Source organism: Saccharomonospora amisosensis, assembly GCF_011761185.1.
GTDB lineage: Bacteria > Actinomycetota > Actinomycetes > Mycobacteriales > Pseudonocardiaceae > Saccharomonospora_A > Saccharomonospora_A amisosensis.
The window spans coordinates 1,958,289-1,980,697 of record NZ_JAAOYM010000001.1; the positions used below are offsets into that span (position 1 = coordinate 1,958,289).

32 protein-coding genes are annotated in these 22,409 nt (G+C 69.4%); 23 read left to right on the forward strand and 9 right to left on the reverse strand.

Features of this window, described 5'->3' with window-relative positions; genetic code table 11:
- Positions 1-60 precede the first annotated feature (60 nt).
- The 5 genes from cmk to FHU38_RS09515 all read left to right on the forward strand — a co-directional run bounded on the left by cmk (position 61) and on the right by FHU38_RS09515 (position 4,559).
- Positions 61-786, forward strand: a complete 726-nt coding sequence (cmk, locus tag FHU38_RS09495; RefSeq protein WP_167169091.1) for a (d)CMP kinase — start codon at positions 61-63, stop codon at positions 784-786.
- Complete coding sequence (locus tag FHU38_RS09500) at positions 783-1,433, forward strand: lysophospholipid acyltransferase family protein (protein ID WP_167169095.1); 651 nt, start codon at positions 783-785, stop codon at positions 1,431-1,433. The genes cmk and FHU38_RS09500 overlap by 4 nt, the downstream gene beginning before the upstream one ends.
- Positions 1,430-2,848: a ribosome biogenesis GTPase Der gene (der, locus tag FHU38_RS09505; protein ID WP_167169097.1), complete on the forward strand. Its 1,419-nt coding sequence runs from the start codon at positions 1,430-1,432 to the stop codon at positions 2,846-2,848. The genes FHU38_RS09500 and der overlap by 4 nt, the downstream gene beginning before the upstream one ends.
- Positions 2,849-3,479: 631 nt before the next feature.
- Complete coding sequence (locus FHU38_RS09510; protein WP_167169100.1) at positions 3,480-4,100, forward strand: isochorismatase family protein; 621 nt, start codon at positions 3,480-3,482, stop codon at positions 4,098-4,100.
- 30 nt (positions 4,101-4,130) lie between these two features.
- On the forward strand, positions 4,131-4,559 hold the full coding sequence (locus FHU38_RS09515) for an SgcJ/EcaC family oxidoreductase (protein ID WP_167169103.1): 429 nt from the start codon (positions 4,131-4,133) through the stop codon (positions 4,557-4,559).
- A gap of 43 nt (positions 4,560-4,602) precedes the next feature.
- Here FHU38_RS09515 and FHU38_RS09520 read toward each other — a convergent pair whose 3' ends face one another.
- Positions 4,603-5,226 carry a TetR/AcrR family transcriptional regulator gene (locus tag FHU38_RS09520; protein WP_167169106.1) on the reverse strand — a complete coding sequence of 208 codons (624 nt, stop codon included), beginning with the start codon at positions 5,224-5,226 and terminating at the stop codon, positions 4,603-4,605.
- Positions 5,227-5,230: 4 nt separating this feature from the next.
- Positions 5,231-6,559, reverse strand: coding sequence for an ROK family protein (locus FHU38_RS09525; RefSeq protein WP_208416161.1), 1,329 nt, complete (start codon positions 6,557-6,559; stop codon positions 5,231-5,233).
- A gap of 93 nt (positions 6,560-6,652) precedes the next feature.
- On the opposite strand from FHU38_RS09525, the gene FHU38_RS09530 reads away from it, so the two are divergent.
- Entirely contained in the window at positions 6,653-7,576 is a 924-nt protein-coding gene (locus tag FHU38_RS09530; RefSeq protein ID WP_167169109.1) for a proteasome assembly chaperone family protein, read from the forward strand.
- Positions 7,577-7,647: 71 nt separating this feature from the next.
- On the opposite strand, the gene FHU38_RS09535 is transcribed toward FHU38_RS09530, so the two are convergent.
- The 3 genes from FHU38_RS09535 to FHU38_RS09545 are packed head-to-tail and all read right to left on the reverse strand — an operon-like array spanning position 7,648 to position 9,081.
- Positions 7,648-8,277: a maleylpyruvate isomerase family mycothiol-dependent enzyme gene (locus FHU38_RS09535; RefSeq protein WP_167169112.1), complete on the reverse strand. Its 630-nt coding sequence runs from the start codon at positions 8,275-8,277 to the stop codon at positions 7,648-7,650.
- 5 nt (positions 8,278-8,282) lie between these two features.
- Positions 8,283-8,765 (reverse strand): SRPBCC family protein, encoded by a 483-nt coding sequence (locus tag FHU38_RS09540; protein ID WP_167169114.1) that lies wholly within the window; start codon positions 8,763-8,765, stop codon positions 8,283-8,285.
- Positions 8,766-8,769: 4 nt separating this feature from the next.
- Entirely contained in the window at positions 8,770-9,081 is a 312-nt protein-coding gene (locus tag FHU38_RS09545; protein ID WP_313886720.1) for an ArsR/SmtB family transcription factor, read from the reverse strand.
- A gap of 374 nt (positions 9,082-9,455) precedes the next feature.
- On the opposite strand from FHU38_RS09545, the gene FHU38_RS09550 reads away from it, so the two are divergent.
- The 3 genes from FHU38_RS09550 (at position 9,456) to FHU38_RS09560 (ending at position 12,308) form a co-directional block, all read left to right on the forward strand.
- Complete coding sequence (locus FHU38_RS09550) at positions 9,456-10,151, forward strand: thiamine pyrophosphate-dependent enzyme (RefSeq protein ID WP_243852221.1); 696 nt, start codon at positions 9,456-9,458, stop codon at positions 10,149-10,151.
- Positions 10,152-10,156: 5 nt separating this feature from the next.
- Positions 10,157-11,089, forward strand: a complete 933-nt coding sequence (locus FHU38_RS09555; protein ID WP_243852491.1) for a transketolase family protein — start codon at positions 10,157-10,159, stop codon at positions 11,087-11,089.
- Positions 11,090-11,756: 667 nt separating this feature from the next.
- On the forward strand, positions 11,757-12,308 hold the full coding sequence (locus tag FHU38_RS09560) for an HD domain-containing protein (RefSeq protein ID WP_167169120.1): 552 nt from the start codon (positions 11,757-11,759) through the stop codon (positions 12,306-12,308).
- On the opposite strand, the gene FHU38_RS09565 is transcribed toward FHU38_RS09560, so the two are convergent.
- A complete protein-coding gene (locus FHU38_RS09565) occupies positions 12,296-12,772 on the reverse strand; it encodes an NUDIX hydrolase (RefSeq protein WP_167169123.1) in 477 nt (158 codons plus the stop codon). The genes FHU38_RS09560 and FHU38_RS09565 overlap by 13 nt on opposite strands.
- An 11-nt stretch (positions 12,773-12,783) precedes the next feature.
- The gene (locus FHU38_RS09570) at positions 12,784-13,524 is read right to left on the reverse strand and encodes a helix-turn-helix domain-containing protein (RefSeq protein ID WP_167169126.1); all 741 of its coding nucleotides are present in this window, start codon (positions 13,522-13,524) and stop codon (positions 12,784-12,786) included.
- 164 nt (positions 13,525-13,688) lie between these two features.
- Here FHU38_RS09570 and FHU38_RS09575 point away from each other — a divergent pair, with 164 nt between their 5' ends.
- Positions 13,689-13,892 (forward strand): hypothetical protein, encoded by a 204-nt coding sequence (locus tag FHU38_RS09575; protein WP_167169129.1) that lies wholly within the window; start codon positions 13,689-13,691, stop codon positions 13,890-13,892.
- Here the strand turns inward: FHU38_RS09575 and FHU38_RS09580 are convergent.
- Positions 13,873-14,214: a GntR family transcriptional regulator gene (locus FHU38_RS09580; protein ID WP_167169132.1), complete on the reverse strand. Its 342-nt coding sequence runs from the start codon at positions 14,212-14,214 to the stop codon at positions 13,873-13,875. The genes FHU38_RS09575 and FHU38_RS09580 overlap by 20 nt on opposite strands.
- A gap of 148 nt (positions 14,215-14,362) precedes the next feature.
- Between FHU38_RS09580 and FHU38_RS09585 the strand changes: the two genes are divergently transcribed.
- The 12 genes from FHU38_RS09585 (at position 14,363) to FHU38_RS09635 (ending at position 21,559) form a co-directional block, all read left to right on the forward strand.
- Entirely contained in the window at positions 14,363-14,671 is a 309-nt protein-coding gene (locus FHU38_RS09585) for a hypothetical protein (RefSeq protein WP_167169135.1), read from the forward strand.
- Positions 14,668-14,862 carry a hypothetical protein gene (locus FHU38_RS09590; RefSeq protein WP_167169138.1) on the forward strand — a complete coding sequence of 65 codons (195 nt, stop codon included), beginning with the start codon at positions 14,668-14,670 and terminating at the stop codon, positions 14,860-14,862. Before FHU38_RS09585 ends, FHU38_RS09590 begins: the two co-directional genes overlap by 4 nt.
- Positions 14,859-15,305, forward strand: coding sequence for an NUDIX domain-containing protein (locus tag FHU38_RS09595; RefSeq protein WP_167169141.1), 447 nt, complete (start codon positions 14,859-14,861; stop codon positions 15,303-15,305). Before FHU38_RS09590 ends, FHU38_RS09595 begins: the two co-directional genes overlap by 4 nt.
- Positions 15,305-15,499, forward strand: a complete 195-nt coding sequence (locus tag FHU38_RS09600; RefSeq protein WP_167169144.1) for a hypothetical protein — start codon at positions 15,305-15,307, stop codon at positions 15,497-15,499. The genes FHU38_RS09595 and FHU38_RS09600 overlap by 1 nt, the downstream gene beginning before the upstream one ends.
- Positions 15,500-15,603: 104 nt before the next feature.
- Complete coding sequence (locus FHU38_RS09605) at positions 15,604-15,975, forward strand: hypothetical protein (protein WP_167167800.1); 372 nt, start codon at positions 15,604-15,606, stop codon at positions 15,973-15,975.
- Positions 15,972-16,409, forward strand: a complete 438-nt coding sequence (locus FHU38_RS09610) for an RRQRL motif-containing zinc-binding protein (RefSeq protein ID WP_243852204.1) — start codon at positions 15,972-15,974, stop codon at positions 16,407-16,409. Before FHU38_RS09605 ends, FHU38_RS09610 begins: the two co-directional genes overlap by 4 nt.
- A gap of 1 nt (position 16,410) precedes the next feature.
- Entirely contained in the window at positions 16,411-16,626 is a 216-nt protein-coding gene (locus tag FHU38_RS09615) for a hypothetical protein (RefSeq protein WP_167167797.1), read from the forward strand.
- Entirely contained in the window at positions 16,619-16,990 is a 372-nt protein-coding gene (locus tag FHU38_RS09620; protein ID WP_167169148.1) for a hypothetical protein, read from the forward strand. The genes FHU38_RS09615 and FHU38_RS09620 overlap by 8 nt, the downstream gene beginning before the upstream one ends.
- On the forward strand, positions 16,990-18,294 hold the full coding sequence (locus FHU38_RS09625; RefSeq protein ID WP_167169151.1) for a hypothetical protein: 1,305 nt from the start codon (positions 16,990-16,992) through the stop codon (positions 18,292-18,294). The genes FHU38_RS09620 and FHU38_RS09625 overlap by 1 nt, the downstream gene beginning before the upstream one ends.
- Entirely contained in the window at positions 18,291-20,510 is a 2,220-nt protein-coding gene (locus FHU38_RS09630; protein WP_167169154.1) for an FtsK/SpoIIIE domain-containing protein, read from the forward strand. The genes FHU38_RS09625 and FHU38_RS09630 overlap by 4 nt, the downstream gene beginning before the upstream one ends.
- A 295-nt stretch (positions 20,511-20,805) precedes the next feature.
- Positions 20,806-20,937 carry a hypothetical protein gene (locus FHU38_RS27715; RefSeq protein ID WP_279590174.1) on the forward strand — a complete coding sequence of 44 codons (132 nt, stop codon included), beginning with the start codon at positions 20,806-20,808 and terminating at the stop codon, positions 20,935-20,937.
- Positions 20,938-21,124: 187 nt separating this feature from the next.
- A complete protein-coding gene (locus FHU38_RS09635; RefSeq protein WP_167169157.1) occupies positions 21,125-21,559 on the forward strand; it encodes a hypothetical protein in 435 nt (144 codons plus the stop codon).
- 38 nt (positions 21,560-21,597) lie between these two features.
- Here the strand turns inward: FHU38_RS09635 and FHU38_RS09640 are convergent, their stop codons facing one another.
- Positions 21,598-21,834, reverse strand: coding sequence for a hypothetical protein (locus FHU38_RS09640; protein ID WP_167169160.1), 237 nt, complete (start codon positions 21,832-21,834; stop codon positions 21,598-21,600).
- Between the two features lie 30 nt (positions 21,835-21,864).
- Between FHU38_RS09640 and FHU38_RS09645 the strand changes: the two genes are divergently transcribed.
- Entirely contained in the window at positions 21,865-22,386 is a 522-nt protein-coding gene (locus tag FHU38_RS09645; RefSeq protein WP_167169162.1) for a hypothetical protein, read from the forward strand.
- Positions 22,387-22,409: the final 23 nt, after the last annotated feature.

A 22,409-nucleotide genomic window follows, 5' to 3' on the forward strand; every position in this document is an offset into this window, starting at 1 on the left:
TGGCCGCAGGCGGTGAGGACGTGGCGTCAGGCGGCGCACGAAACTGGAGGAGAACGGTCGGTGGTGACGGTGTTGCGCGGCGTTGTGGCATTGGACGGTCCTTCGGGAACCGGGAAGACCACGGTGGCGCGGAAGCTGGCCGCCGAACTCGGCGCCCGGTATCTGGACACCGGGGCGATGTACCGGCTGGTGACGCTCGCGGTGCTGCGGGAGGGCATCGACCCCAGAGACACCGACGCGGTGGCCGCGCTCGCACGCGACGTCGCGATCAGCGTCGGGACCAGCCCCGAGGAGCCCAGCGTGCTGCTGAACGGCGAGGACGTCGCGGAGGAGATCCGTACCGAGCCGGTGAACCGGGCGGTGTCCGTGGTCTCCGCCGTGCCACGGGTGCGCAAGATCCTTGTCGTGGGCCAGCGCGCGATCATCGACCAGGTGCTCGCGGCCGACGGTGGGATCGTCGTCGAGGGCAGGGACATCGGCACCGTCGTGGTGCCGGACGCGCCGCTGAAGGTGTTCCTCACCGCCTCGGCAGAGGTGCGCGCCGCGCGGCGCAGCGCGCAGGACTCGGCGGCGGGCAGGGCGGTCAGCGCCGCCGACACGCGCGCTTCGGTTGAGCGCAGGGACCGGCTCGACTCCACCCGCGCCGCCTCGCCGCTGCGGGTCGCCGACGACGCGGTGGAGTTCGACACCTCCGAACTGACCGTCGAGGAGGTCATCGCGGCGCTGAGCGAGCTCGCGGGCCGGCGCGGCATGCTCAATGGCGAGGTGGCGGAGGCCCGCGGATGACCGGACTGCCGCCCGGCGCGACGCCGTGGCTGCACGACCTCGGCAGGACGATCGCCAGGCACCTGTACCGGCCCGCCTACCGCATCAGGACAGCAGGGCTCGCCCGCGTGCCGCGCAGCGGTCCGGTGGTGCTCGTCGCCAACCATAGCTCCATGATCGAGCCGCAACTGATCTTCGGAATGTTGCCGAGGCGGTCGGTGTTCCTGGTCAAGGAGGAGCTGTTCACCTCGGTGGCGGGCTGGGGACTGCGCCGTATCGGGCAGGTACCGGTCAGGCGGTCTGCGCCCGACAGGGCCGCGCTGCTGACCGCCGTGGGTGTGCTGCGCGAGGGCGGCCTGGTGGCCGTTTTCCCGGAAGGCTCGCGAGGAGCGGGCGACGTCAGCCAGGCGCAGCGCGGCGCCGCCTGGCTGGTGCGCACCTGCGGTGCCGTCGTGCTGCCGGTGGCGGTGCGAGGCACGCTGCGCCCGCCAGACACCCGGCGCAGGCTGCGGCCCGCCGTCGACCTGCTCGTCGGCGAGCCGTTCGCGCCCGCCGTCGGGCCGGGCAGCGCGGGGCTCGCGCACGGCACCGAGGAAATCAGAAGCAGGCTCGCCGCGCTCGTGCGGACCCTGGACGAGCGTCGACAGCTACGGGAAGAGAAGGCATGACGGAAGAAGACGGCACCTGGTTCGACGAGTCGGAGTTCGCGCGGCTCGACGAGTTGGGCGCCGAGGAGTCCACCGGCGAGGCAACCGAACCCGCGCAGCCGGTGCTGGCCGTCGTGGGCAGGCCCAACGTTGGCAAGTCCACTCTGGTCAACCGCATCCTGGGGCGCAGGGAGGCGGTTGTGCAGGACGTGCCGGGCGTCACCAGGGACAGGATCGCCTACGACGCGATGTGGCGCGGTCGTCGGTTCACCCTCGTGGACACCGGCGGCTGGGAGCCGGACGCCACCGGCATGCGCGCTTCGGTGGCGGCGCAGGCGGAGCTGGCGATGGCCACGGCGGACGCGGTGCTGCTCGTCGTGGACGCCGCCGTGGGGGCAACGGCGACCGACGAGGCCGTGGCGAAGGTGCTGCGCCGCTCCGACCGCCCGGTGTTGCTCGCCGCCAACAAGGTGGACGACGAGCGGCTGCTCGCCGAGGCGGCGTCGCTGTGGTCGCTCGGCCTCGGGGAACCGCACCCGGTGAGCGCGCTGCACGGCCGCAGTTCCGGCGACCTGCTCGACGCGGTCGTCGACGTGCTGCCCGAGGCGCCACGCGACACCGGTCAGGAGGTCACCGGCCCGCGCCGCGTCGCCCTCGTGGGCAAACCCAACGTCGGCAAGTCCAGTTTGCTCAACAAGCTGACCGGCGAGGAGCGGGCGGTGGTCGACGCCGTCGCGGGCACCACTGTGGACCCGGTGGATTCGCTTGTGGAACTCGACGGGCAGGCGTGGCGGTTCGTGGACACCGCGGGTCTGCGCAAGCGGGTGCAGACGGCCAGCGGCACCGAGTACTACGCCAGCCTGCGCACCAAGACCGCGATCGACGCCGCCGAGGTGGTGATCGTGCTGCTCGACGCGAGCGAGCCGCTTTCGGAGCAGGACCTGCGGGTCGTGACGATGGTCGCCGATGCCGGTCGCGCGCTGGTGCTCGCGTTCAACAAGTGGGACCTGGTCGACGAGGAACGCAGGCGGCAACTGGATCGCGAGATCGACAGGGGACTGGTCCGGGTGCCGTGGGCCGAGCGGGTGAACGTCTCGGCGCTGACCGGGCGGGCGGTGCGCAAGCTGGCGCCGGCACTGCGCACCGCGCTGGCCTCCTGGGACCAGCGGGTGCCGACCGGCCAGCTCAACAGCTGGCTTTCCGACCTCATCGCCGCCACGCCGCCGCCGGTGCGCGGTGGCAAGCAGCCGAAGGTGCTGTTCGCCACCCAGGCCGGAATCCGGCCGCCCACGCTGGTGCTGTTCACAACCGGGTTCCTCGAGGCGGGCTACCGCCGCTTCATCGAGCGCAAGTTCCGCGAACGGTTCGGCTTCCGGGGCACCCCGGTGCGGATCAACGTGCGGGTGCGGGAGAAGAAGCCGCGCAAGTCACGCTGAGTCGGCCAGCGCGGCGGTCGCGGTCCGCACGAGCTCGGCGACGACGTCGTCGAGCTCGATGTGCTGCTCACCTACCGCCCAGTGGCGCAGCAGTTCGTCGGCGGCGTCGGCCGATCTGCGGGGTGGCGGACCTGTCCGTGTCCTGGTGTGGGTGCGGTCGTTCGAGCCTGTTCGGCGGGTCGGTCACCGGTCCGGCTGTCGTGCTCGGTGCGGACGACACCGAATGTCAGGCCAGGTGGTTGGCCGCGGCGCCCGTCTGGCCGTGCTTGACCCTCGGGATCACCTACGCTACAAATGTAGTAACGCTACAGTTGTAGCGAACTGGGGGTGGCATGGCTCCGGCGGCGGTAGCGGACAGGACCGCGAACGGCGTCCTGGTCGCTCGCAAATGGACGGACGCGTCTTTTCCGTTGAAGTCGAGCAAGTTGGGTCGCGTAAGCAGAGCTCTTTCACGCGGGCGGAGAAAAGGCTGCAAGGCAACGCCGTCGGTGAGCTACCGCGGGGTGTCAAGGTGCCCGGCGCGTCCTTCGCGATGCGTTCGTTTCGCGGCGGCTGACCGATCCGTCCGCGGTTGCGCCAACCCACCACGCCCTGAACAAGCCACCACGCCACTGAACAAGGAGAACTGGCCGTGCAGCACAGACCCTCCGAAACGCTCAGCGCCGACAACACCGTCGTGCTGCTGGTGGATCACCAGATCGGGCTGTTCACCGGCGTCCGGGACATCACGGTCGGCGAACTCACCCACAACGTCACCTGCCTGACCAAGGCCGCACTGCGGTTGAACCTGCCCGTGGTCGTGACCACCACCGCGGCCGACAGCATGTGGGGGCCGCTGATACCGGAGTTGCGCGCGGCACTGCCCTCGGAGCACGAGGTGATCGACCGCAGCATGGTCAACGCGTGGCACGACGACCGCGTGCGGCAGGCCGTCGAGGCGACCGGACGGTCAGCGGTCGTCGTCGCAGGCATCTCGCTCGAGGTCTGCGCCACGTTCCCCGCGATCGCGGCGAAGCGGGCAGGCTATGACGCGTATGTCGCCGTCGATGCCTGCGGCACCTTCTCCGCTACGAAACGGGAAACCGGCCTACTCCGGATGCACCAGGCCGGAGTAGTCCCGAGCGACTACGCGAGCCTCATGGTGGAGGTTCTCGCCGACAACGCCGACCCCGTCGCGGGTGAGGTATACGCCGATCTCGACATGGGCTTCGCCGCTCTCGTCGGCCAACTGGCCGCGGCTCACACCCGGTAACCACGATCTCGATAAGGCAGGTACGAGAAGATGACAGCGCGGTCAGCCACGACCGACGATGAGGCCGCCCTCGAACAACTCGAACAACGGCAGGCGCGAGCATGGGCGGACGGTGACGGTCCCGCGTGGGCGGCCACGTTCACCGACGATACCGATTTCGTCGACTGGATGGGTGGCCGGCTTCACGGCAAACCGGCCATCGAGGAGAGCTTTCAGCAGGGATTCGACACGTTCATGGCCGGAACCCGCATGTCCCCGGCCGCGGAGCGCATCGTCCGCTTCGTGACCCCCGACGTCGCGCTCGTCATCACCAGCGGCAACTGCGTGCTGCGGCCGGGGGAAACCCGGTGCCGCCCGGAGGATCTGTCCGTCCAGACCAAGGTGGCGGTGAGGCGGGCGGGGAACTGGTTGTTCACGTCGTTCCACAACAGCCGAATGCGGCGGGCCGACCCGGCCTGACTCCGTGTCGAGACGTCGGGTCCGCAAGCGGAAGCCGCACGAGTCACGCTGAGTCGGCAAGCGCGGCGGTCGCGATCCGCACGAGCTCGGCGACGACGTCGTCGAGCTCGACCTGCCGTTCGCCCGCGGCCCAGTGGCGGAGCAGTTCGTCGACGGCGCCGGTCAGCGCCACGGCGGTCAGGTCGAAGTCACGGTCTCGGGTCCGGCCTCGGGCCGCGTCCCGACGTGCCTCCGCGGCGAGGAACTCCGCCCAGCGGCTTCGCCATGCCAGCCGGTGCCGCTCCACGGTGGCGCTGACGCCGACGACCTCCACGGCCGACAGTCGAGCCCAGCGTGGGTCCGTCGCCGTCGCGGTGAGGTAGGCGCTGACGGCCAGCTCGATCCGGCGTGCCAGCGGTTCCTCGCCCGCCCGCGCCAGCGCTGCCGACACCGCGCTCATCGCCCGCTGCTGCGCGCCGTCGTGCAGTGCGAGCAGCAGTTCCTCGCGGCCTGTGAACTCCTCGTAGAAGTTGCGAGTGGACACACCCGCCGCCGCGCACAGCTTCTCGATCGAGGTGGCGGCGTATCCCCGGGTGCCGAACAACGCCAAGCCCGCCCGAAGCAGGCGCCGCCTGCGCTCGGCGCGGCGATCGGCCGCCGAGCGTCCCGCGTAGACGCGGTCGGGCATGGCGTCAGACGACCGGCGTTCGCAGCGGGATGTCGACGAGACCGGGTGCGCCCGCGGGGGAGCCGCTGCCGACCCAGTGGGCCAGCCGCTCGGCGGCGAACAACTCGTCGATCACCATGAACGCTGCGCCGACCAGACCGGCCCGGTCGCTCAGCGTGGACCGGGTGATGCGTAGCTCGCGGGTGGCCAGCGGCAGCGAGCGGCGGTACACCGACTCCCGCACGGCGGCGAGCAACAGGTCACCGGCACCGGCGACGCCACCGCCGATGATCACCAGGGCCGGGTTGTAGAAGCTGACCAGCGTGGCCAGCAGGCTGCCGATGAGCCTGCCCGCCCGCATGAGCAACTCCACGGCGGCGCGGTCACCCCGCTGCGCCGCGTGGGAGACGTCGGCCGCGGTGATGGTGCCCGCCCTGGTGAGTACGTCGGCGAGAATCTTGCTGTGCCCTTCCCGTGCCGCTTCGGTCCCGTCCCTGGCCAGCGCCGCCCCGCCCGCGTAGGCCTCGAGGCATCCGGTGTTGCCGCATCGGCACACCACCTCGGCCTCGTCGGCGACGGCGGCGTGACCGATGTCGCCCGCACAACCCTGGCTTCCCCGGTGCAGCCTGCCGCCGGAAACCAGGCCCGCGCCGATGCCCGTGCCGATCTTGACGTAGAGAATGTCGCGCTGCCCGCGCGCCGATCCGGCACGCAATTCGCCCAGCGCCATCGTGTTGACCTCGTTGTCCACCCACACCGGCGCGTCGAACCGTGCGGCCAGCCGGTCGCGCACGGGGTAGCCGTCCCATCCCGGCATGATCGGTGGTGCGCTGGGCCGTCCCGCGGCGAACTCCACCGGCCCGGGCAGCCCGATGCCCACGCCCCAAACGGCCAGGCGCTCGTCGTGCTCGGCACGCACCCGGGCGAGCAGTTCGTCGAACAACTCCTCCACCCGGGACAGCACCTGTTCGGGGCCCACACCGATGTCGGCGGGCTCCTCGTGCTCGGCGAGGACGTAGCCTGCCAGGTCGGTGACCCCGACGCCGATGCTCGTCGCACCGAGTTCCGCGGCCAGCACCACCCCGGCGCGAGCACGAAACCGCAGCTCACGGGGTGCCCGCCCGCCGCTGGACGGCCCGAGCGCCCCCTCCTCGACCAGGCCGAGTTCGGTGAGCTGGTTGACGCGCTGCGTCACGACGGTGCGGCCGAGGCCGGACAGCCTGCCGATCTCCGGCCTCGTCCTGGCGGTACCCGTGCGCACCAGGTCGAGCACCGCGGCGAGGCTGCCGATGTGCTCAGGGGTCAACGCCTGGCTCGGAGGAGTCTGTGACGCGTGCACGCGAACATCTTCCATCATGCGGTGTGCTTCGCGCGCGACCGCCGCGATGTGATGGGATGACGGCGCCCGCGTGGGCGAGGGGTTCGGGTGAGTGTCAGGAGGTGCGTGGTGGGAGCAGATCCGGAGCTGCTGTACGAAGTGGATTCCGACGTGCCCGAGCTCGCGGGATCGGTACTGCTGTACCACTTCGACGGTTTCATCGACGCCGGGTCGGCGGGCAGCGTACTCGCCGACCACCTGTGCGAGGAACTGTCCTGGCGCGTGGTGGCCCGCTTCGACGCCGACCGGCTGGTCGACTACCGCTCGCGGCGCCCGCCCATGACCTACTCGGTCGACCGCTGGGCCGAGTACCAGGCACCCGAGCTGACGGTGCGGCTGGCGCACGATCTCGACGGCAACCCGCTGCTGTTGCTGCGAGGGCCCGAACCCGATCACGAGTGGGAGCGCTTCGCCGACGCGGTGGGTTCGCTCGTCGAGCGGTGGGGCGTGCGGCTCGGTGTCAACTTCCACGGCATCCCGATGGGTGTGCCGCACACCCGGCCGCTGGGCGTCACCGCGCACGGCACCCGCGACGAACTACTCGCCGGTCACCGCTCGACGTTCGGCCAGGTGCGCATCCCCGGCAGCGCGGCCGCGCTGGTGGAGCTGCGGCTCGGGCAGCGGGGACAAGACGTGCTCGGGTTCGCCGCCCACGTGCCGCACTACCTGGCGCAGACGCGCTACCCGGCGGCGGCGGTGAAGCTGCTGGACGCCGTCACGAGCGCCACCGGGTTGCGCCTTCCCGGCGAGGCGCTGCGCGAGGCAGCGGCCCGCATCGACGCCGAGGTCGACCGCCAGGTCGCCGAGTCCACCGAGGCGGCGGACGTGGTGGCCGCGCTGGAGCGGCAGTACGACACCTTCGCCGCCGCCAGCGCCGAAGGCGGCAACCTGCTCGCCGACGAGACCGACATGCCCACCGGGGAGGAGCTGGCCAGCCAGTTCGAGCGGTTCCTCGCCGAGCAGCGGCGCGGGGACGACCAAGGGGATTCCTGAGCGGTCAGCAGGCGCGCCCGCTTCGCGGCTTCCACGGTCCGGCGTGGACGCTGGGTTGTGGTGGCGCCGCCTCAGCCAGCGGCGGCCACCCGCCTGGTGAGGATGTCCAGCCCCGGGCCCTTGAGGTCGGCGAGCGCGGCCGGACGTCCGGAAATCGCGAGCAGGACCGCTTCCGCCGGGCCGGTCACCTCGGGGCCGGTTCCGTGCGACCATTCGATGTCGCCTGCGACGAGCCGCAGCCCGCGAACGTTGCGGCGAGCGGGCAGCCTCGGTGACCGCAACGCCATGCGCAGCGCCGCCACCAGCCGGTCCGCCGGGATCTGCCTCGGCGCGTCCAGCGGGCGGCGAATGTCCTGGTGGTGGATCAGCCCGTCGGTCAGCGCGATGGCGCCCCCGAATCCCGCGGTGAGCCCGCGCGGCCTGGCGTACCGCCGGATCAGCGCCACCAGTTCCTCGGGAGTGCGGGTGGCGTATTCGCGAACACCCACGGCGTTGACGTCGCCCGGCCCGAGCCACCCCTTCCCGAATCGGGCGAGCAGCCCCAGCCGGCCGAGCTCGTCGTAGCTGATCAGGTGGGCCACGACCTGGTGGACACTCCATTCCGGGCACAGCGAGCGGGTCTGCCACTGGTCCGGGTTCAGGCTCTCCAGGAAGTCGGCCAGGTCCCGCCGTTCCGCCTCGGCCAACCGCATGACGTCCATGGTGATCACCCTCCGGAGATCAGTTCGGCGAACCGGTTCAGGTACAGCGGCCAGCCGCTTTCGTCGGCGACACCGGCGCGCACGCCGTGCCAGCCGTCACCGTGGCGGTCCAGGTGCCGATGCACCAGCTCGACCCGGGTTCTGTCCGGCCCGACCGCCACGAAGCGCACCTCGACCTCGCTGCACCGGTCCGGGTCGGTCTCGATCGCCCACTGCGGTGTGATGTCCCAGCTGATCACGAACCGGTGCGGTGGCTCGAAGGCCAGCACCCGTGCCCAGCGGCAGGTCGACCCGTCCTCGCCACGGTCGTAGACCGCGCCGCCCACGCGGGTCTCGAAGACTGTTTCGGCGATCGGCACCGACAGCATGTTGTGTTCTCGTGGCTTGATCTGGTCGAACCGTTCGGTGAAGACGGCGAAGGCTCGCTCGGCCGGAACGGCTACCTCGATGTCGCGCCGTACGGATGTCTCGGTGGATGTGGTCGCCATGGTGTTACTCCGTTTCCTCTTCCGCGATCTGCTTGAAGTTCTCCAGTGCCTTTCCCCAGAACCTGTCCAGGTCCTCACGCAGGATCGCCAGGCCCTCCGGGTCGACCTGGTAGATGCGCCGCGTGCCCTCCGACCGGGCCCGCACCAGGCGTGCCTGCCTCAGCACCCGCAGATGCTGGGAGACCGCGGGCCTGCTGATCGGCAGATCTTGTGCGATCTCGGTCACCGATCGGGGCCGCTCGGCGAGGAGCGCGAAGATGTGCTGCCGACTCGGGTCGCCGAGCGCGGTCCACGCGGCAAAAGCGTAAGTGCCCACGAACGTAAGTGTGCGCTTACCAAATCTCGGGGTCAAGGGCGGCGACGGTGTGCGGAGGCCACCGTCCCGGGCCGGGCTCTCACCGATGGGCGGTGCTCCGTGGAACCCGTCCGTAGCCAGGTGGATCGGCCGCAGAGCGACGGTGATTCGCTGCCGCGGGCGCGAACCAGGAAACGGCATCGGCTCGCGTGGCGGGCGCGGCGTTGACCTGTCTCTACTAGGTGGTGTGGTGGCGGCTGGCGGCGAGCGCGGGAAACAGCTGGTGCGCGATACCGGGACTTGGCGCCGCCTCGGAAGTCGAGAGCACCGGACTGGTTGGCGCTGGCCAAGCCATTCCTTGACCTCCACCTAAGTCAAGGTTGGATGCTGCGGGGATGGTTCGGACAAAGGAGCTGGATTTCCCGGAACTTGCCGGGCTTTTCCAGCGCATGACAGGAGATGAGAAGCACACCTGGGCGGCGGCGTCGACCCTGCACGTGTTGTGGGTGCTCTACGACCGGGTGCTCAACGTCTCGCCGGAGCGAGTGGACGACCCGGACCGGGATCGTTTCCTGCTGTCCAAAGGGCACGGCCCGATGGCGTTCTACGCGGTACTGGTCGCCAAGGGATTCCTGGAACCCGAGGTCCTGGATACTTGGACGGAGTTCGGCTCGCCGCTCGGCCAGCATCCCGACCGCGTGCTCGTGCCCGGCGTGGAGATCAGCAGCGGCTCGCTCGGGCACGGGCTGGCCCTCGGCGTCGGTATTGCCTTGGGGCTGCGGGCCATGGGGCGCGCCAGGCCGCGTGTGGTCGTGCTGGTCGGGGACGGTGAGCTGGACGAGGGCAGCAATCACGAGGCGATAGCACTCGCCGGCCGGTTGGGGCTGGGGCAATTGACCGTTGCCGTGATCGACAACGGCTCGGCCACCCACGGCTGGCCAGGCGGGATCGCCGAGCGGTTCGCCGTCGAAGGGTGGCAGACAGCCACTGTGGACGGCCGTGATGACGAGGCGCTGCATCGGGCGTTCATCACCGAGCATGCCGGCCGCCCGCTCGCGGTGGTGGCCGCGATCAGGCAGGAGACGACGTGAGCCGCATGGAACAGGCCATGGCGCGGGTCGCGAATCCGATGCGGCAGGTATTCGTCGAGACCGTCAGCGCGGCAATGGACACCCACCCAAGGCTGGTGGTGGTGCTGGCCGACATCACCGCGGATGCCTTCACGCCGGCGAGCGAGCGGCACCCAGATCGGGTCGTCAATGTCGGCATCCGGGAACAATGCATGATCGGGGTGGCAGGCGGTCTGGCCCTGACCGGTCTCAGGCCGGTGGTGCACAGCTACGCGCCGTTCCTCATCGAGCGGCCTTTCGAACAGATCAAGCTCGACCTCGGGCACCAGGATGTGGGCGCGGTGCTGGTCGGCATCGGCGGCCCCTACGACGATCCGGTGTGGGGGCGCACTCACCAGGCGCCGGGTGACGTGGCGCTGCTGGACACGCTGCCGGGGTGGACCGTGCACGTGCCGGGACACCCGGCCGAAGTCGAGCCGCTGCTGCGATCCGCGCTGACCGGCGACGGCCGGGTGTACCTGCGGCTGTCCACCCAGACCAACACCTCCCCGCAGCCGGCGCTGTTCGGCTTCCGGACGCTCAAGCACGGCCGCCGTGGTGTCGTTCTCGCGGTCGGCCCCGTGCTGGAGCGCGTCCTGCACGCGACCAGGCACGTCGACGTGACCGTGCTGTACGCCGCGACCGTCCGGCCCTTCGACGAGGCTGCTCTGCGGTCCGCGGTGCTCGCAGCCGACCACGCGGACGTGGCATTGGTGGAACCGTACCTGGCGGGCACATCCGCGCACCTGGTCAACGCAGCGCTCGGGCACATCCCACACCGAATCCGATCAATCGGTGTGCGCAGAGACCTCGAGCTGCACGCCTACGGCCGACCTGCCGACCACGACGCGGTACACGGCCTCGACCAAGCGAGCATCACCGCCGAGATACACACCATGTTCACCCAGTCAACCAGCTAACTGAATCGTCACGGGTGGGGCGTCGCTTCCAGTCCTCGAGGGGACATGGTCACCATCATGTCGAAGCGTTACCCGCCTGAGGTCCGCGAGAAGGCCATTCCGATGTGCCCCGGGCCTGGGGCTGATGCGCCCCGGGCCTGGGCCACCAGAGCCGGCACAGAAAGGGCGGATCACGCGGACCTCACAGTGGCCGCGGCGGGCGGCGGAACCACAGCGGCAGTGGGAAGGCTTGCGCGACGCGGGGTCGCTGGGAGGTCGTCATCGCCGACGGTGAACACAGCTGGCGCGTATACAGTAAGGCAAGATCAACTGCTGCCGACCGTGCTCCCAGTGACGACGAAACCCCCACCGGTGATGCTCGCCGCGGGGGTTTGACCTGGGTAAACAGCTGGTGCGCGATACTGGGATCGAACCAGTGACCTCTACCGTGTCAAGGAACTTCCGGCCCTGTTTGTGCAGGTCAATGGCATTCAGGTCGAGGATCTGAGTATCCGCTGACGTCCGTGTTTGTCCGAGGCTGTGCGGCGCGATTGCTACTCAGTTGGGTACTCGGGTGCACCTGAGTCATCTAGTTCGCCAGCCACCGCGCACGATCGGTGACAGGCCCGGCGGTTGCCTCTGATCAGGGAATGTCTGCCTCTGTAGCGTGGGTGTAGCGTCGGAGGGCGTGGGCCTACTCGACCATGCAGCTGAGCTTGCCGAAGAGCACGTCGCGCCCTTGGGTAGGCGTTGGAATCACGTGCGGGCCGTCGTTGGCCGTGCCGAAGAGGCTGCAGTGGCGGTTTCCGAACCCGATCGGGACACGCTTGTGGCGGCCGCCTGGCTGCATGACATCGGCTATGCGGCAGAGATCGGTCATACGCGCTTCCACCCGCTTGACGGTGCGCGTTACCTGCGTGAGCAGGGTTGGCCGGAGCGGATCGTGAACCTTGTCGCGCACCATTCTGGGGCTCGGTTCGAGGCCGAGGAGCGAGGACTGTCTGCGGAGCTGAGCGAGTTTCCGCTCGAAGACACTCCGGTGATGGATGCCCTGGTTACGGCTGATCTGACTACCGGTCCGGGTGGGGAGCGGTTGACGTATGACGAGCGGATCGCGGAGATCCTGAGCCGTTACCCTGCGGAGGATCCTGTGCACCGGACTTGGGTGAGGGCTGCGCCGATCTTGAAGGAGTGCGTGCGGCGGACTGAGGAGCGCTTGGCGCTTGTTCAGCCGAGGTAGGGCTGCGTCCGGGTGTTGTCGAGGGCGTGGTCGATGCGCATGCGCATTGATGGGTGGATGTTGAGGTTGTCCAGCTCGGCAGGCTCGATCCAGCGGGCGGCTTTTGTCTCGGTGTTGTCCTGAAGAGGTTGGCCACCGGTCCAGCGGCCGTGGAAGCACAGGGAGAACTGCTGGCGGACTTCGCCGTCGTCGTAAGCCATGCGGTGGTTGGGGTTGGTGTAGGTACCGACGAGGCCGGTGATCTCGATGTCGAGTCCGGTCTCCTCCTTGACCTCGCGTATGGCCGTGTCGGTGATGCTTTCGCCGGGATCGTGTCCGCCGCCGGGTAGGGCCCAGAGGTCGTTGTCGACCTTGTGAACGAGCAGGATGCGCCCCCGCTCGTCGCGGATGGCGACGGTGACGGAGGGAACGACGTTGTTGATGGCAGGTGCGTTCGGATCGTCGATGTAGTCGATGCGTGCCACGGGAAGTGCTCCTATCCGGGCTCGGGGGTGGCCTGCTGCCAGATCCGTTCGAATGAGCGCATGTAGTGCTGCCAGATCTGGCCGGTTGGAAGCCGTTTGAGGTGCAGGACGGGGTTTTGTCCGGCGAGGGCCCCGTGGGCGTGGCCGTTGACGAGTAGGTCGTCGTCGAAGCGGTAGAGCGAGTTGTAGAGGATCGTGCCGTGCGTGCGGACGTCGACACCGTCGATGCCCGTGACTTCGGCGAGGTAGCGGCGCATGAGCTGCACGCGACCTTCCAGCCCGCCGGGGGTCCCCTCGTCAATGGCACGTTGGATGACTGCGGGCGCGTTCTCGTCGCCGATGAGCAGCCGGAACCGCACGCCTTGCGCGGCCTTGCGCTGGATGACTGGCACGAGGTCGTACTGCTCGACCAGGAACGCGCCGGAGAACACGAGCACGTCCATCTGCTGACGTACGCCGTTGATGAATCGCTCCCAGGTGGGGCCTGTGATCGATGAGCGGGACGGGTACAGGTGCACGAGCTCGTGCTCGCCGGTGCTCGCGGGTATGCCATCGCTGCCGGTCGGCCATAGTTCGGTATCGCGAGTGCGCAGGATCTTGGCGACCTGCTGTCGTGTCGTCCGGTGCGGCTTGCGGGATTCGTTGCCAATCCAACGTTCGACCGTTTTCGGGTCCACACCGACCTTGGTCGCGAGCGCTTCCACGGTGTATCCGGCTGCGATCATGGCGGTGCGGAGTCGATCATTCGCCATGGTCGCGACCTCGGGACGTTTCGGGGACGTTTTCGGGACGTTGTCGCTGGTCTGGACGTCTGCTTCCGTGCTGCTGAACGTGGTGTAAGCGTCCGCCGATTCGCGGTCTCCTTGTGTTGTGACAGCGGCAGCGAGTGCCAAAGGAAGCCACCAAGGAGGTAGGAATGTCCCGCAAGACCACGATTCCCACGCCCGTTTCGACCGGGTCGAAGTTGATGCCGAAGGTCGTCAGCACGGTCGGACTGCTCGTCGTGCTGGTCTTGGTAGTCAAGCACCCGAGCGAGGCGGCAGGGTGGGCGAAGGCTGCGTTCGGCGTGGTCGAGTCCATGGCGGAAGGTATCGCGAGCTTCATCCGTCAGTTCTCGTAGTGCGCGTTCGCTCGATGTCAGCCACCCGCTTTTCCAAGGCCGACAAGGCGGTTTGGATCTGCGTGAACTCGCGACGTAGGTCGTCAACGGTCTCCGGTGACGGTGGGGTCGGCTGCGTGTCTGCCACGTACACGCCCACTGACGCTCGTGAGACGAGCCAGCCCTCGTCTTGCAGGACGCTGAGAGCCTTCTGGGCCGTGACTAGGGAGACCTCCTCCTGCTTGGCCAGCTCGCGGTTGCTGGGGAGTCTTTCGCTCGGCTTCAGCTTCCCAGCTCGGATTGCCTGGCGAATCGTTTCGGCGACGCGTTCGAACGGTGCCATGCCCGTAGTGCTGCTTCCCACGCGACGAGCTTAGCGCTCCTGACCGACCCTGACCTAGTTCACACGGATGGAGTAACGACAAGAAGACACATGCTGACATATGTTGACAAAGGTCAACGCATAGACGCACGAGAGGACACAGCAACACATGAGCACCGCACGGATCAGGGGGCGTCGGGCCCGGCAGGCGCTGGATTTGGCGTCTGACCCGGACATCTACGCAGTTCAGGAGGTGGAAGTGATGTACGCGGAACGAGAGGAGATCGAGCGGTTGATTGAGGAGGTGGATCGGGAGTTGGCGGCGGAGGCCGGTGCGGCTGGGTCGCGTGCGTTGCGTCCGTTCACGGATGTGGGGCGGGTGCGTCGGTCGCAGCGGCGGGCGGTGCGGGTGGCGCTGTCGCGCCTGGATGGTGGCGCGCTCGCAGCCGGTACCAGGTCGGAGGGGGAAGCAGCGTGAAGAAGTTCGACCAGGCCGTTTCCTACAACGCGGCGGATGAGGCGTCCACGGCGTCCGCGTTGCGGGACCGGGCCAATGAGCTGGAGGGCTCCGGCGATTACCGGCAGGCCAGCGTCTATCACAACGCTGCAGCCAAGGCCGAGGACCGGGCCGACCTGTGGCGCGGCCTGCTGGGGAGGGGGTCGCGATGACTGACACCCGTGACGAGGTGGCCCGGCTGACCGCCGATGTCGTGCTGTTCGCCCGAACCCCCGACACGGGGCCGCGGGTGTTGCTGATTCGGCGGGGCTGGCCACCGTTTGAGGGCCGGTGGGCGTTGCCGGGTGGGCACGTCGACCTCGGCGAAACCACCGAGGCCGCTGCGGTGCGGGAGTTGGCCGAGGAAACCGGTATCCGGATCGGCACACCCCTGGCCCTGTCCGGGGTGTACGCCGACCCGGGCCGCGACCCCAGGGGCCGGTACGTCACCGTCGCCTACACCTGCCAGGTCGGGCGTGTGATCCCTGCTGTGGCGGCGGATGACGCCACCGCGGCCCGCTGGTTCCCCGTGACCGACGTCCTCGCCGAGCCGGGCCTGCTGGCGTTCGATCACCACGCGATCGTCACCGACGCCCTGCAGCGGGGGGTGTGGTGATGGCCAAGAAGGAGTTGGTGCACATCACCGCGAAGAAGTCGTGGTGGTCGGGCCGGATTTGGGCGCTGTGCGGGGCGACGCAGGAGGCGGGCCGCTACCAGACCGACACCTGGCGCCTGTTCGCCCTGCCAGGCCCCGCATGCCCCGCCTGTGAGCGGATCGAGCGGGACCGCAAGAGCGGGGGCCGGTCATGACCGTACGACTGAGCGATGTCCCCGGCCCGGCGCACTCCGCCAAGACTGCCGCCGGGCCGGGACTCCCCCACCAGCCGAATCAGCATTCGATGGGAAGGGTTTGGATGGTAGGCGAGGAGATGCCGGAGTGTGCTGCGGTGGTGCTGGCGCGGCGGCAGGTGGCCGGTTTGCGTGCGCTGGCCGATCTGCTTCAGCGGCGGCCGGAGCTGGCCGAGCACCTGCGATTCGGTCTGTGTCACATCGGTGAGCCGTTGGTCAACCCAGATGGTGACGCCCGTGGCGTGCTGGAGGCGTTCCGGGTGGCGGCCGAGGACAGCCCGGCCGCGGTGACGGTGGTCAACGATCCGGATCGCTGCCGGGTGGTGGCCGACTTCGACGGTGGCGTGGTGGTCGCGATGTGGGCCGATGCCGACGTGATGGCCCCTCGCCCACAGTTCCCGACCTACGTGCCGCTGGGCGGGGGTGAGGACCGGTGAACCCGCGCCGCCGCCCCCGGCAGGTCGTGGCCGTGTTCGACGGTCGCACGCACCACGTCGCCTGGTGCCGGGGCTTTCAGGACGGGTTGCCGGTGTTCGGCTGGGGCGAGGCCCCCTCGACGCTGCTGACCCGTTCCCAGCTTCGCGAGGCCGGGTTACGGCCTGCGGGGCAGGATCCGGTGGCGCTGCTGGTGTTCCGGCACCACCGCCCCTATGCGCGGGAGACCGTGGCGGAGCTGTTCTCAACGGTGCGTGCCGCACTCAAGCGGATACCTACCCCGGCTCAGCAGGCCGCGCTAGGGCGGGCTCTGGCAGCACGGCGGGTCTGCCGCGAGTGCGGGCGGGATGTGGGCTACTGCGTGCCGACCTCCACCCGGCAGTGCTGGGACTGCTTCGACCTCGACCATCGCACAGCGTTGGGGGAGGTGGCCTGACATGTCGGTGTTCGACGTGGTGCAGCAGCACGGTCCCTGGCGTGTGGCTGGGTTCGTGGCCGCGCTGGCAGTGTTTTTGCTGCTGCACCTGCTGCGCTGGCCCCTGGCGCTGGGCGCACGGGTGTTGCTGGCCGCTCAGTCCGGTTTGGACCAGCGCATCACCAACGCCATCACCCCCGACACGAACGAGCGTGTGAGGAGGACCGCCCATGTCTGAGCTGAACCGCCCCGAACCCGCCTCGGCCGAGTTGGCTGCCCGCGCCGGGCACGGTAACCGCGCCGACGTGCTCGCCTCGACGGTGGGCTACTGGACCCCGGAGATCGCCGTTACGGCCGCGGTCGGTGGTGGCGGGGCGTGGCTACTGCACCCCGCCGTGCTGCCTGTGGCGGGTGCGCTGCTGGCCGCGCGGATCGTCGCCGCCCGCGTGGCCCGCCGCCGGGCGGAGCGGCAGCAGGCCGAGCGGGCTGCCCGCCACACCAACGAGATGACCGTCGAGGACAGCAACACCGGGGCCGAGGCCGGGACCGGTACCGGTACCGGCACGCGTGGTGGTGCCGGTGTGTGGGGAGGGATCGCGTGATGACCACAACCACGAACACAACCACGAACACAACCACGGGCACGGGCACGGGCACGGGCAGGAACAACGCCGACGGCGCGGGTGGGGGCGTGAATGGCCATCCGGTGCGGTGGGTGCGCAGCGAGGATGCCTCGTCGCGGTGGGGGCAGGCGTGGGTGCCTGAGCCCGGGCAGGGTGCGGATGACGCCAGCATTTGGGGTGGAGAGGTGCCGGACCCGGCGGGGTTGGCCGCGGCGGTGGGTCGGGCGCACCGCACGGTGGAGCTGCAAACCGATCCGGCGTTGCGGCAGGCGAAGAGCCCGGGTGATCTGGCGGCGGATCTGGCGCAGGAACGCACGCATCGGGAGTTGCAGCGCGGCTATGAGGACGCCGTGTTCCGGGTGGAGTTGGAGGAACAACGTCGGGGTTTGGAGCATCACAAGCGGTTGTCGCAGCGGGCGCGGGAAGCGCGGGAGGCCGCGGCGGACGCCGCGCAGCGCCGGGATCATTTGTTGGATCCCACCACGGCGTTGGTGCGGTTGGACCGGGCCCGGCGGTGGGCGCCGATCGTGGCGCTGCTGCCCGCGGTGTTCGCGATGATCGCCGGGGCGGTGAACGTCGGGGTGGAACTGACCCGACTCAATCCCCACACCGTGGTCATCAACTGGGTGATTGAGCCGTTGTTGACGGTGCCGATCGTGGCCATCCTCATCGCCCAGATCGCCGGGGCGGTCCCGGCCGTGGCCGAGGCCAAGACCGCGCTGACCAACCCGTATGTGCGGCTGGAAGTCGCCCTGTTCACCGCCGCCGCCGGGCTCAACGTGGGGCTGCACTACATCCCCACCCGCGACGGCAACACCAGTGGCGGTGGTGTGGGGTCGGTGGTGTGGTTGATCGTCCCCGTCGGGCTGGCGGTGTCGATGCACCTTGTTCCGGCCCTGTTGAACGATCTCACCGCCCGCTTCGTCGCGGCGAAGAACACCCTCGCCCACCCCTGGCCCGACCCGGTTCTTCCCACCCCCGATGACCTGCATGGGAAGAACCCCGACGAGGCGGCCGGGAAGAGCCCTGGCGAGGACGCTGCGGACAACGTTCGGGAGAACCCCTCTGGGGACGGGAGGAAGGCCAACGTCCTGGCTGGGCCGAGGAAGACGTCGTTGGCGGAGCATCGGGCGAGGCTGGCCGACCTCGTCGCGGCTGGGGAGATCGACCCCGCGACGGCGGCGGTGAACGCGGTCGCCAAACGGCTGGGCTGCCGTTGGGACCGCGCCCGCGCCCTACTCGCCGAAATCACCACCAACAGCCACCGCGAGGGGCAGCGATGACCCACCACAACCACGAACACAACAACCAGACCCACCCGGGTATGGGAGGGAACGTGGTGCCGTTCCGCCCCGACACACGCCCCCTACCGGAGTCGGAGGTGGTGGTGGACGCGGAGCTCGTGCAGGAGCCGCGGGAGACGTTCAACACCCGTCGCTTGCCGGTGCCGCATATCAGTGAGCAGGCCCGGCAGCGGATGGCGCAGACCGCGGTGGAGTTGCGGCGGGTGTCGGCGCCGTATGTGGTGACCGGCAGCCGGGCGGTGGTGCGGCATGGGTTGTATGTGGGTGCGGGGGCGGCGGTGGTGGCGCGTCGGGTGCGGGATGCGCGGTCGAACTCGCCGTATCTGCGGGCGTTGCGGGCGGCGGAGGCCGCTGGGGAGTGGGATCGGGCTGATCAGTGGGCCGAGCGGATCGAGCGGGCGAAGCGGGATCGGCATGAGCGGCGCATGGATTGGATCGCTGCCCCGGTCAAGCTGGCGAAGGCGGTGGCCGTGAGCGCCGCGGCGGGGATCGGGTTGCTGTTGGCGCTGGGGGTTGTGTTGGCGGTGGCTGACGGGAGTGTGGGGATGGTGTTGGAGCCGATCGGCGCGGCGATCGACACGATCCGGTTCCTGTGGTGGTTCGGCACCGCCTACGGCGCGTTCCTGCTCACCGGTGGGATGGGTGTGGGGCTGCTGTACCTGTGGGATCAGGGCCGCCGGCACGGGGGGTGGCAGCCCCGCTGGGCCGTGCCCGAGCAGCCGGTGCCGGGGCGGGATGTGGTGCCCGATGAGGGGGCGATCCTGTCCGCGTTGCGGGAGTTGGGGTATGGGCCGTTGACGCGGGCGTTCAAGGACGGCTGGCAGCCCCGCTGGGTGTCGCCCACCACGCGGGTCGGTAAGGGCTGGCACACCCAGTTGTTGCTGCCGCGGCAGGTGCCGGTGGAAGAGATCGCCAAACGCAAGGGCGTGCTGGCGCACAACCTGCTGCGCAAACCGATCGAGGTGTGGCCCACCGAACCCAAGGACCAGCCCGGTGTGCTGGATCTGTGGGTGGCCGATCAGGGCATCCTGACCGGGCCGGTGGATCCCTGGCCGCTGCTGCACGAAGGTGCCACGGACTACTTCAAGGGTGTGCCCGTGGCGGTGGACGCCCGCGGCGAGCTGATCACCGCCAAGCTCATGGCCTGCAACTACCTCACCGCCGGGATCATGGGCTCAGGCAAATCGAGCTTCGTGATCTGCCTGCTGCTGGGGGCGATGCTGGACCCGTTGGTCGACATCGACGTGCACGTGCTGGCCTACAACGTCGACTACGACCCCATGAAACCCCGCCTGCGCACCCTGGTGAAGGGCGACGAGGAAGAGCACATCGAAGCCGCCATGACCACCCTGCGCACCCTCGTGGGCGAGGTGTCCGAACGCGGCCGCATCCTGGAAGAACTCGGTGGCGAGGAAGCGAAACTGACCCGCGACATCGCCGAAGCCGACCCCCGCATGCGGCCCCGCGTCGTGGTGTTCGACGAGGTGCACGAACTGTTCACCCACAAACGCCACGGCGAGGAAGCCAAGGAACTGGCGTTGAAGGTGACCAAAAAGGCCCGCAAGACCGGGATCACGCTGCTGTGGGTCACCCCCGACGCCGACGCCAACAGCCTGCCCCGCGGGATCTCCAAAACCGCCTCCCACCGGGTCGCGTTCGCCATCAACGACCACCAAGGCAACGACGCCATCCTCGGCACCGGCATGCACAAACGCGGCTACTCCGCCACCACCCTCGTGGCCGGGGAAGACGTCGGCACCGCCATGGCCGCCGGGTTCGCCAAAGTCCCCGGCCTGATCCGCTCCTTCTACATCCGCAAGGAGAAAGGCACCGACGAAATCACCCCCATCGTGCAGCGCGCCCTGGCCCTGCGCGAGGAACACGGCATCACCCCCACACACGACCACGACAACCCCACCGCGGTGGCGGATCCGTTGGCCGACATCGCCGCCGTCCTCGGCAAGCGGCCCCGGATGAAGACCCGCGAGGTGCTGCAACACCTCGCCGAACGCAACCCGGCCGCCTACCGCGACTGGAGCGCGCAACGGCTCACCGCCTACCTCGCGCAGTACCACGCCGAGCCCTACAAAACCGAAGGCGCCATGCAGGTCTCCACCGCCCGCATCCACGAAGCACTCACCGAACGCAACCACCACGACCCCGACAACAGCGACGACAGCGGCGGCGGATGGTGAGGGAGGCACCCGAATCCGAGGGAGTTTTCCCTCACCGCCTCCCTCACCCGCCTCCCTCACCCTGACCAGCCACAACAACCACCGAGGGAGGCCAGGGACCCACCCGGCCACCCCCACCAAAACCCCCACAAGCCACACCCACACCACCGGCAGGCGGCTCCCTCCCCGGGACACCGCCCCGGCACCCCCTACCCACAAGCCACTACACACCGTAACCAACGCGAGTCGAGTAGAGGTGATCGCCATGACCACTCACGCCCACACCACACCCCCCGCTGGACGTGAAAGGAACCCCATGCACACCCCCACCACCCGCAGGCGCCACACCCCGCGCCGCCTCCTCGCCCGGTTCATCGCCACCTGCGCCACCTGCGGCGCACCCATCCCCGACGACCAGGTCATGTGCACCGTCTGCGCCGCCAAGTAACCGAGCTGCTGCCGGGCCGGTGACCGGACCCCACGTGCCTCACCGGCCCGGCAGCCACCACAGCAACAGCCACACCCTCGTCTCGTCCGGAAAGGACACCCGCCACCATGCACACCCACACCACCACCCCAACACCCACCATCGCATCGGCTGCCGTGTTGGCCTGCCGCGCGGGGGGTGAGCGTTGATGGGCCTGTTCGGACCCCGCCGCGACCCCGGCGACCCCCGCCAACTCCAGATCGCCGTCCACGAACTTGGCCACGCCTGGGTGTGGAAGGCACACGGGCTGATCATTCGCGGGATCGAGCACACCGGCAGCGACGGCACCTGCCACGTACGCCACTACAGCGACACCGACTCCCTACGCGCCTACGCCATCGGCCTGTGGGCCGGATTCGAAGCCGAAGACCACTGGCTCCGCGCCAACGGTCTCGGGCGAGCCAGCCGAAGCACCAGCTCCTACGACATCCGCCAATTCCGCCGCACCAACCGCGAACTCGGCCCCAACAGCCTCTCCGAAGCCAAAGCCCGATCCCTGGCCCGCAAAACCGTGCACCGCCACTGGAACGCGATCGAGGCTGCCGCCCCACGCCTGATCACCAAGGGACGCCTGTCCCTGTGACCCGCTACCGGCAGGAAGGACCACACGATATGTGCCGCTCATCCGCTGACGGGGGCCGCCGCTGCCCAGGCAGCAGCGCCGCCCGCACCCGCGCCCTCGGGACCGCCCGCAAGCAGGTCGAACGTGCCCGCAAACACCTCGACACGGCCCGCGCCCACGGCGATACGGCCGCGATCGAACAGGCGCAACACCGGCTGCAGCAGGCAAAGCAGCACCTCGCCCACACCCACGCTGCCCACCCCCGCGAGAACACCGCAGGTCAACAAGAGGGACACGACACCATCCACGAAAGCCAGGCCACGCCCATGACACCCGGGCAGTGGGCCGACGAGCAGATGCGCCGGATCGAGAACCGCGCCCGCGCCTCCCTGAACCTGCCACCACTACCCCCACTGCACCCCGACAAGACCAGCCCCAACACGGCAGGTCAGCCGGGGGGACACGACACCACCGCGAACGACACCCCGTGCGAGCCCGATACGAGCAGCATGGTCGGGGGCACCGCGACGGTGGGCGTGCGGGCCGCTGGCGACGTCTCCCGCGCCACCGTGGTCATGACCAACGGCCACACCACGGTCACCGGCGGCACCGGCACCGCAGGGCAGGCCGAGGAGGTCATGCGCCGGGCTCGTGAGAACGCCCGGCAGGCACGAGCACGGGCCCGGCAGGCGCGACAGCAGGCCCGCACCGAAGCCGAGACCACACTCGAGAGCGGTAGCCACGCCAGCACTGTTCACCACCCAGGCGGCTCGATCACCAACGTCACGGCCGGGACGGTCGGCATCCAAGCCGCCCGCCAACACGGCAACACCGTCCACACCGACTAAACCCCTGCACACACCAGGGACAC

What these genes read in the sequence shown, in the direction of transcription:
- FHU38_RS09500 (WP_167169095.1), top strand. Translation starts at nt 783, where the DNA reads ATGACCGGACTGCCGCCCGGCGCGACGCCGTGGCTGCACGACCTCGGC.
- der (WP_167169097.1), top strand. Translation starts at nt 1,430, where the DNA reads ATGACGGAAGAAGACGGCACCTGGTTCGACGAGTCGGAGTTCGCGCGG.
- FHU38_RS09515 (WP_167169103.1), top strand. Translation starts at nt 4,131, where the DNA reads ATGACAGCGCGGTCAGCCACGACCGACGATGAGGCCGCCCTCGAACAA.
- FHU38_RS09520 (WP_167169106.1), bottom strand. Translation starts at nt 5,226, where the DNA reads ATGCCCGACCGCGTCTACGCGGGACGCTCGGCGGCCGATCGCCGCGCC.
- FHU38_RS09525 (WP_208416161.1), bottom strand. Translation starts at nt 6,559, where the DNA reads ATGGAAGATGTTCGCGTGCACGCGTCACAGACTCCTCCGAGCCAGGCG.
- FHU38_RS09535 (WP_167169112.1), bottom strand. Translation starts at nt 8,277, where the DNA reads ATGGACGTCATGCGGTTGGCCGAGGCGGAACGGCGGGACCTGGCCGAC.
- FHU38_RS09540 (WP_167169114.1), bottom strand. Translation starts at nt 8,765, where the DNA reads ATGGCGACCACATCCACCGAGACATCCGTACGGCGCGACATCGAGGTA.
- FHU38_RS09550 (WP_243852221.1), top strand. Translation starts at nt 9,456, where the DNA reads ATGGTTCGGACAAAGGAGCTGGATTTCCCGGAACTTGCCGGGCTTTTC.
- FHU38_RS09555 (WP_243852491.1), top strand. Translation starts at nt 10,157, where the DNA reads ATGGAACAGGCCATGGCGCGGGTCGCGAATCCGATGCGGCAGGTATTC.
- FHU38_RS09570 (WP_167169126.1), bottom strand. Translation starts at nt 13,524, where the DNA reads ATGGCGAATGATCGACTCCGCACCGCCATGATCGCAGCCGGATACACC.
- FHU38_RS09575 (WP_167169129.1), top strand. Translation starts at nt 13,689, where the DNA reads ATGTCCCGCAAGACCACGATTCCCACGCCCGTTTCGACCGGGTCGAAG.
- FHU38_RS09580 (WP_167169132.1), bottom strand. Translation starts at nt 14,214, where the DNA reads ATGGCACCGTTCGAACGCGTCGCCGAAACGATTCGCCAGGCAATCCGA.
- FHU38_RS09585 (WP_167169135.1), top strand. Translation starts at nt 14,363, where the DNA reads ATGAGCACCGCACGGATCAGGGGGCGTCGGGCCCGGCAGGCGCTGGAT.
- FHU38_RS09595 (WP_167169141.1), top strand. Translation starts at nt 14,859, where the DNA reads ATGACTGACACCCGTGACGAGGTGGCCCGGCTGACCGCCGATGTCGTG.
- FHU38_RS09600 (WP_167169144.1), top strand. Translation starts at nt 15,305, where the DNA reads ATGGCCAAGAAGGAGTTGGTGCACATCACCGCGAAGAAGTCGTGGTGG.
- FHU38_RS09605 (WP_167167800.1), top strand. Translation starts at nt 15,604, where the DNA reads ATGGTAGGCGAGGAGATGCCGGAGTGTGCTGCGGTGGTGCTGGCGCGG.
- FHU38_RS09615 (WP_167167797.1), top strand. Translation starts at nt 16,411, where the DNA reads ATGTCGGTGTTCGACGTGGTGCAGCAGCACGGTCCCTGGCGTGTGGCT.
- FHU38_RS09620 (WP_167169148.1), top strand. Translation starts at nt 16,619, where the DNA reads ATGTCTGAGCTGAACCGCCCCGAACCCGCCTCGGCCGAGTTGGCTGCC.
- FHU38_RS09625 (WP_167169151.1), top strand. Translation starts at nt 16,990, where the DNA reads ATGACCACAACCACGAACACAACCACGAACACAACCACGGGCACGGGC.
- FHU38_RS09630 (WP_167169154.1), top strand. Translation starts at nt 18,291, where the DNA reads ATGACCCACCACAACCACGAACACAACAACCAGACCCACCCGGGTATG.
- FHU38_RS27715 (WP_279590174.1), top strand. Translation starts at nt 20,806, where the DNA reads ATGCACACCCCCACCACCCGCAGGCGCCACACCCCGCGCCGCCTCCTC.
- FHU38_RS09635 (WP_167169157.1), top strand. Translation starts at nt 21,125, where the DNA reads ATGGGCCTGTTCGGACCCCGCCGCGACCCCGGCGACCCCCGCCAACTC.
- FHU38_RS09645 (WP_167169162.1), top strand. Translation starts at nt 21,865, where the DNA reads ATGACACCCGGGCAGTGGGCCGACGAGCAGATGCGCCGGATCGAGAAC.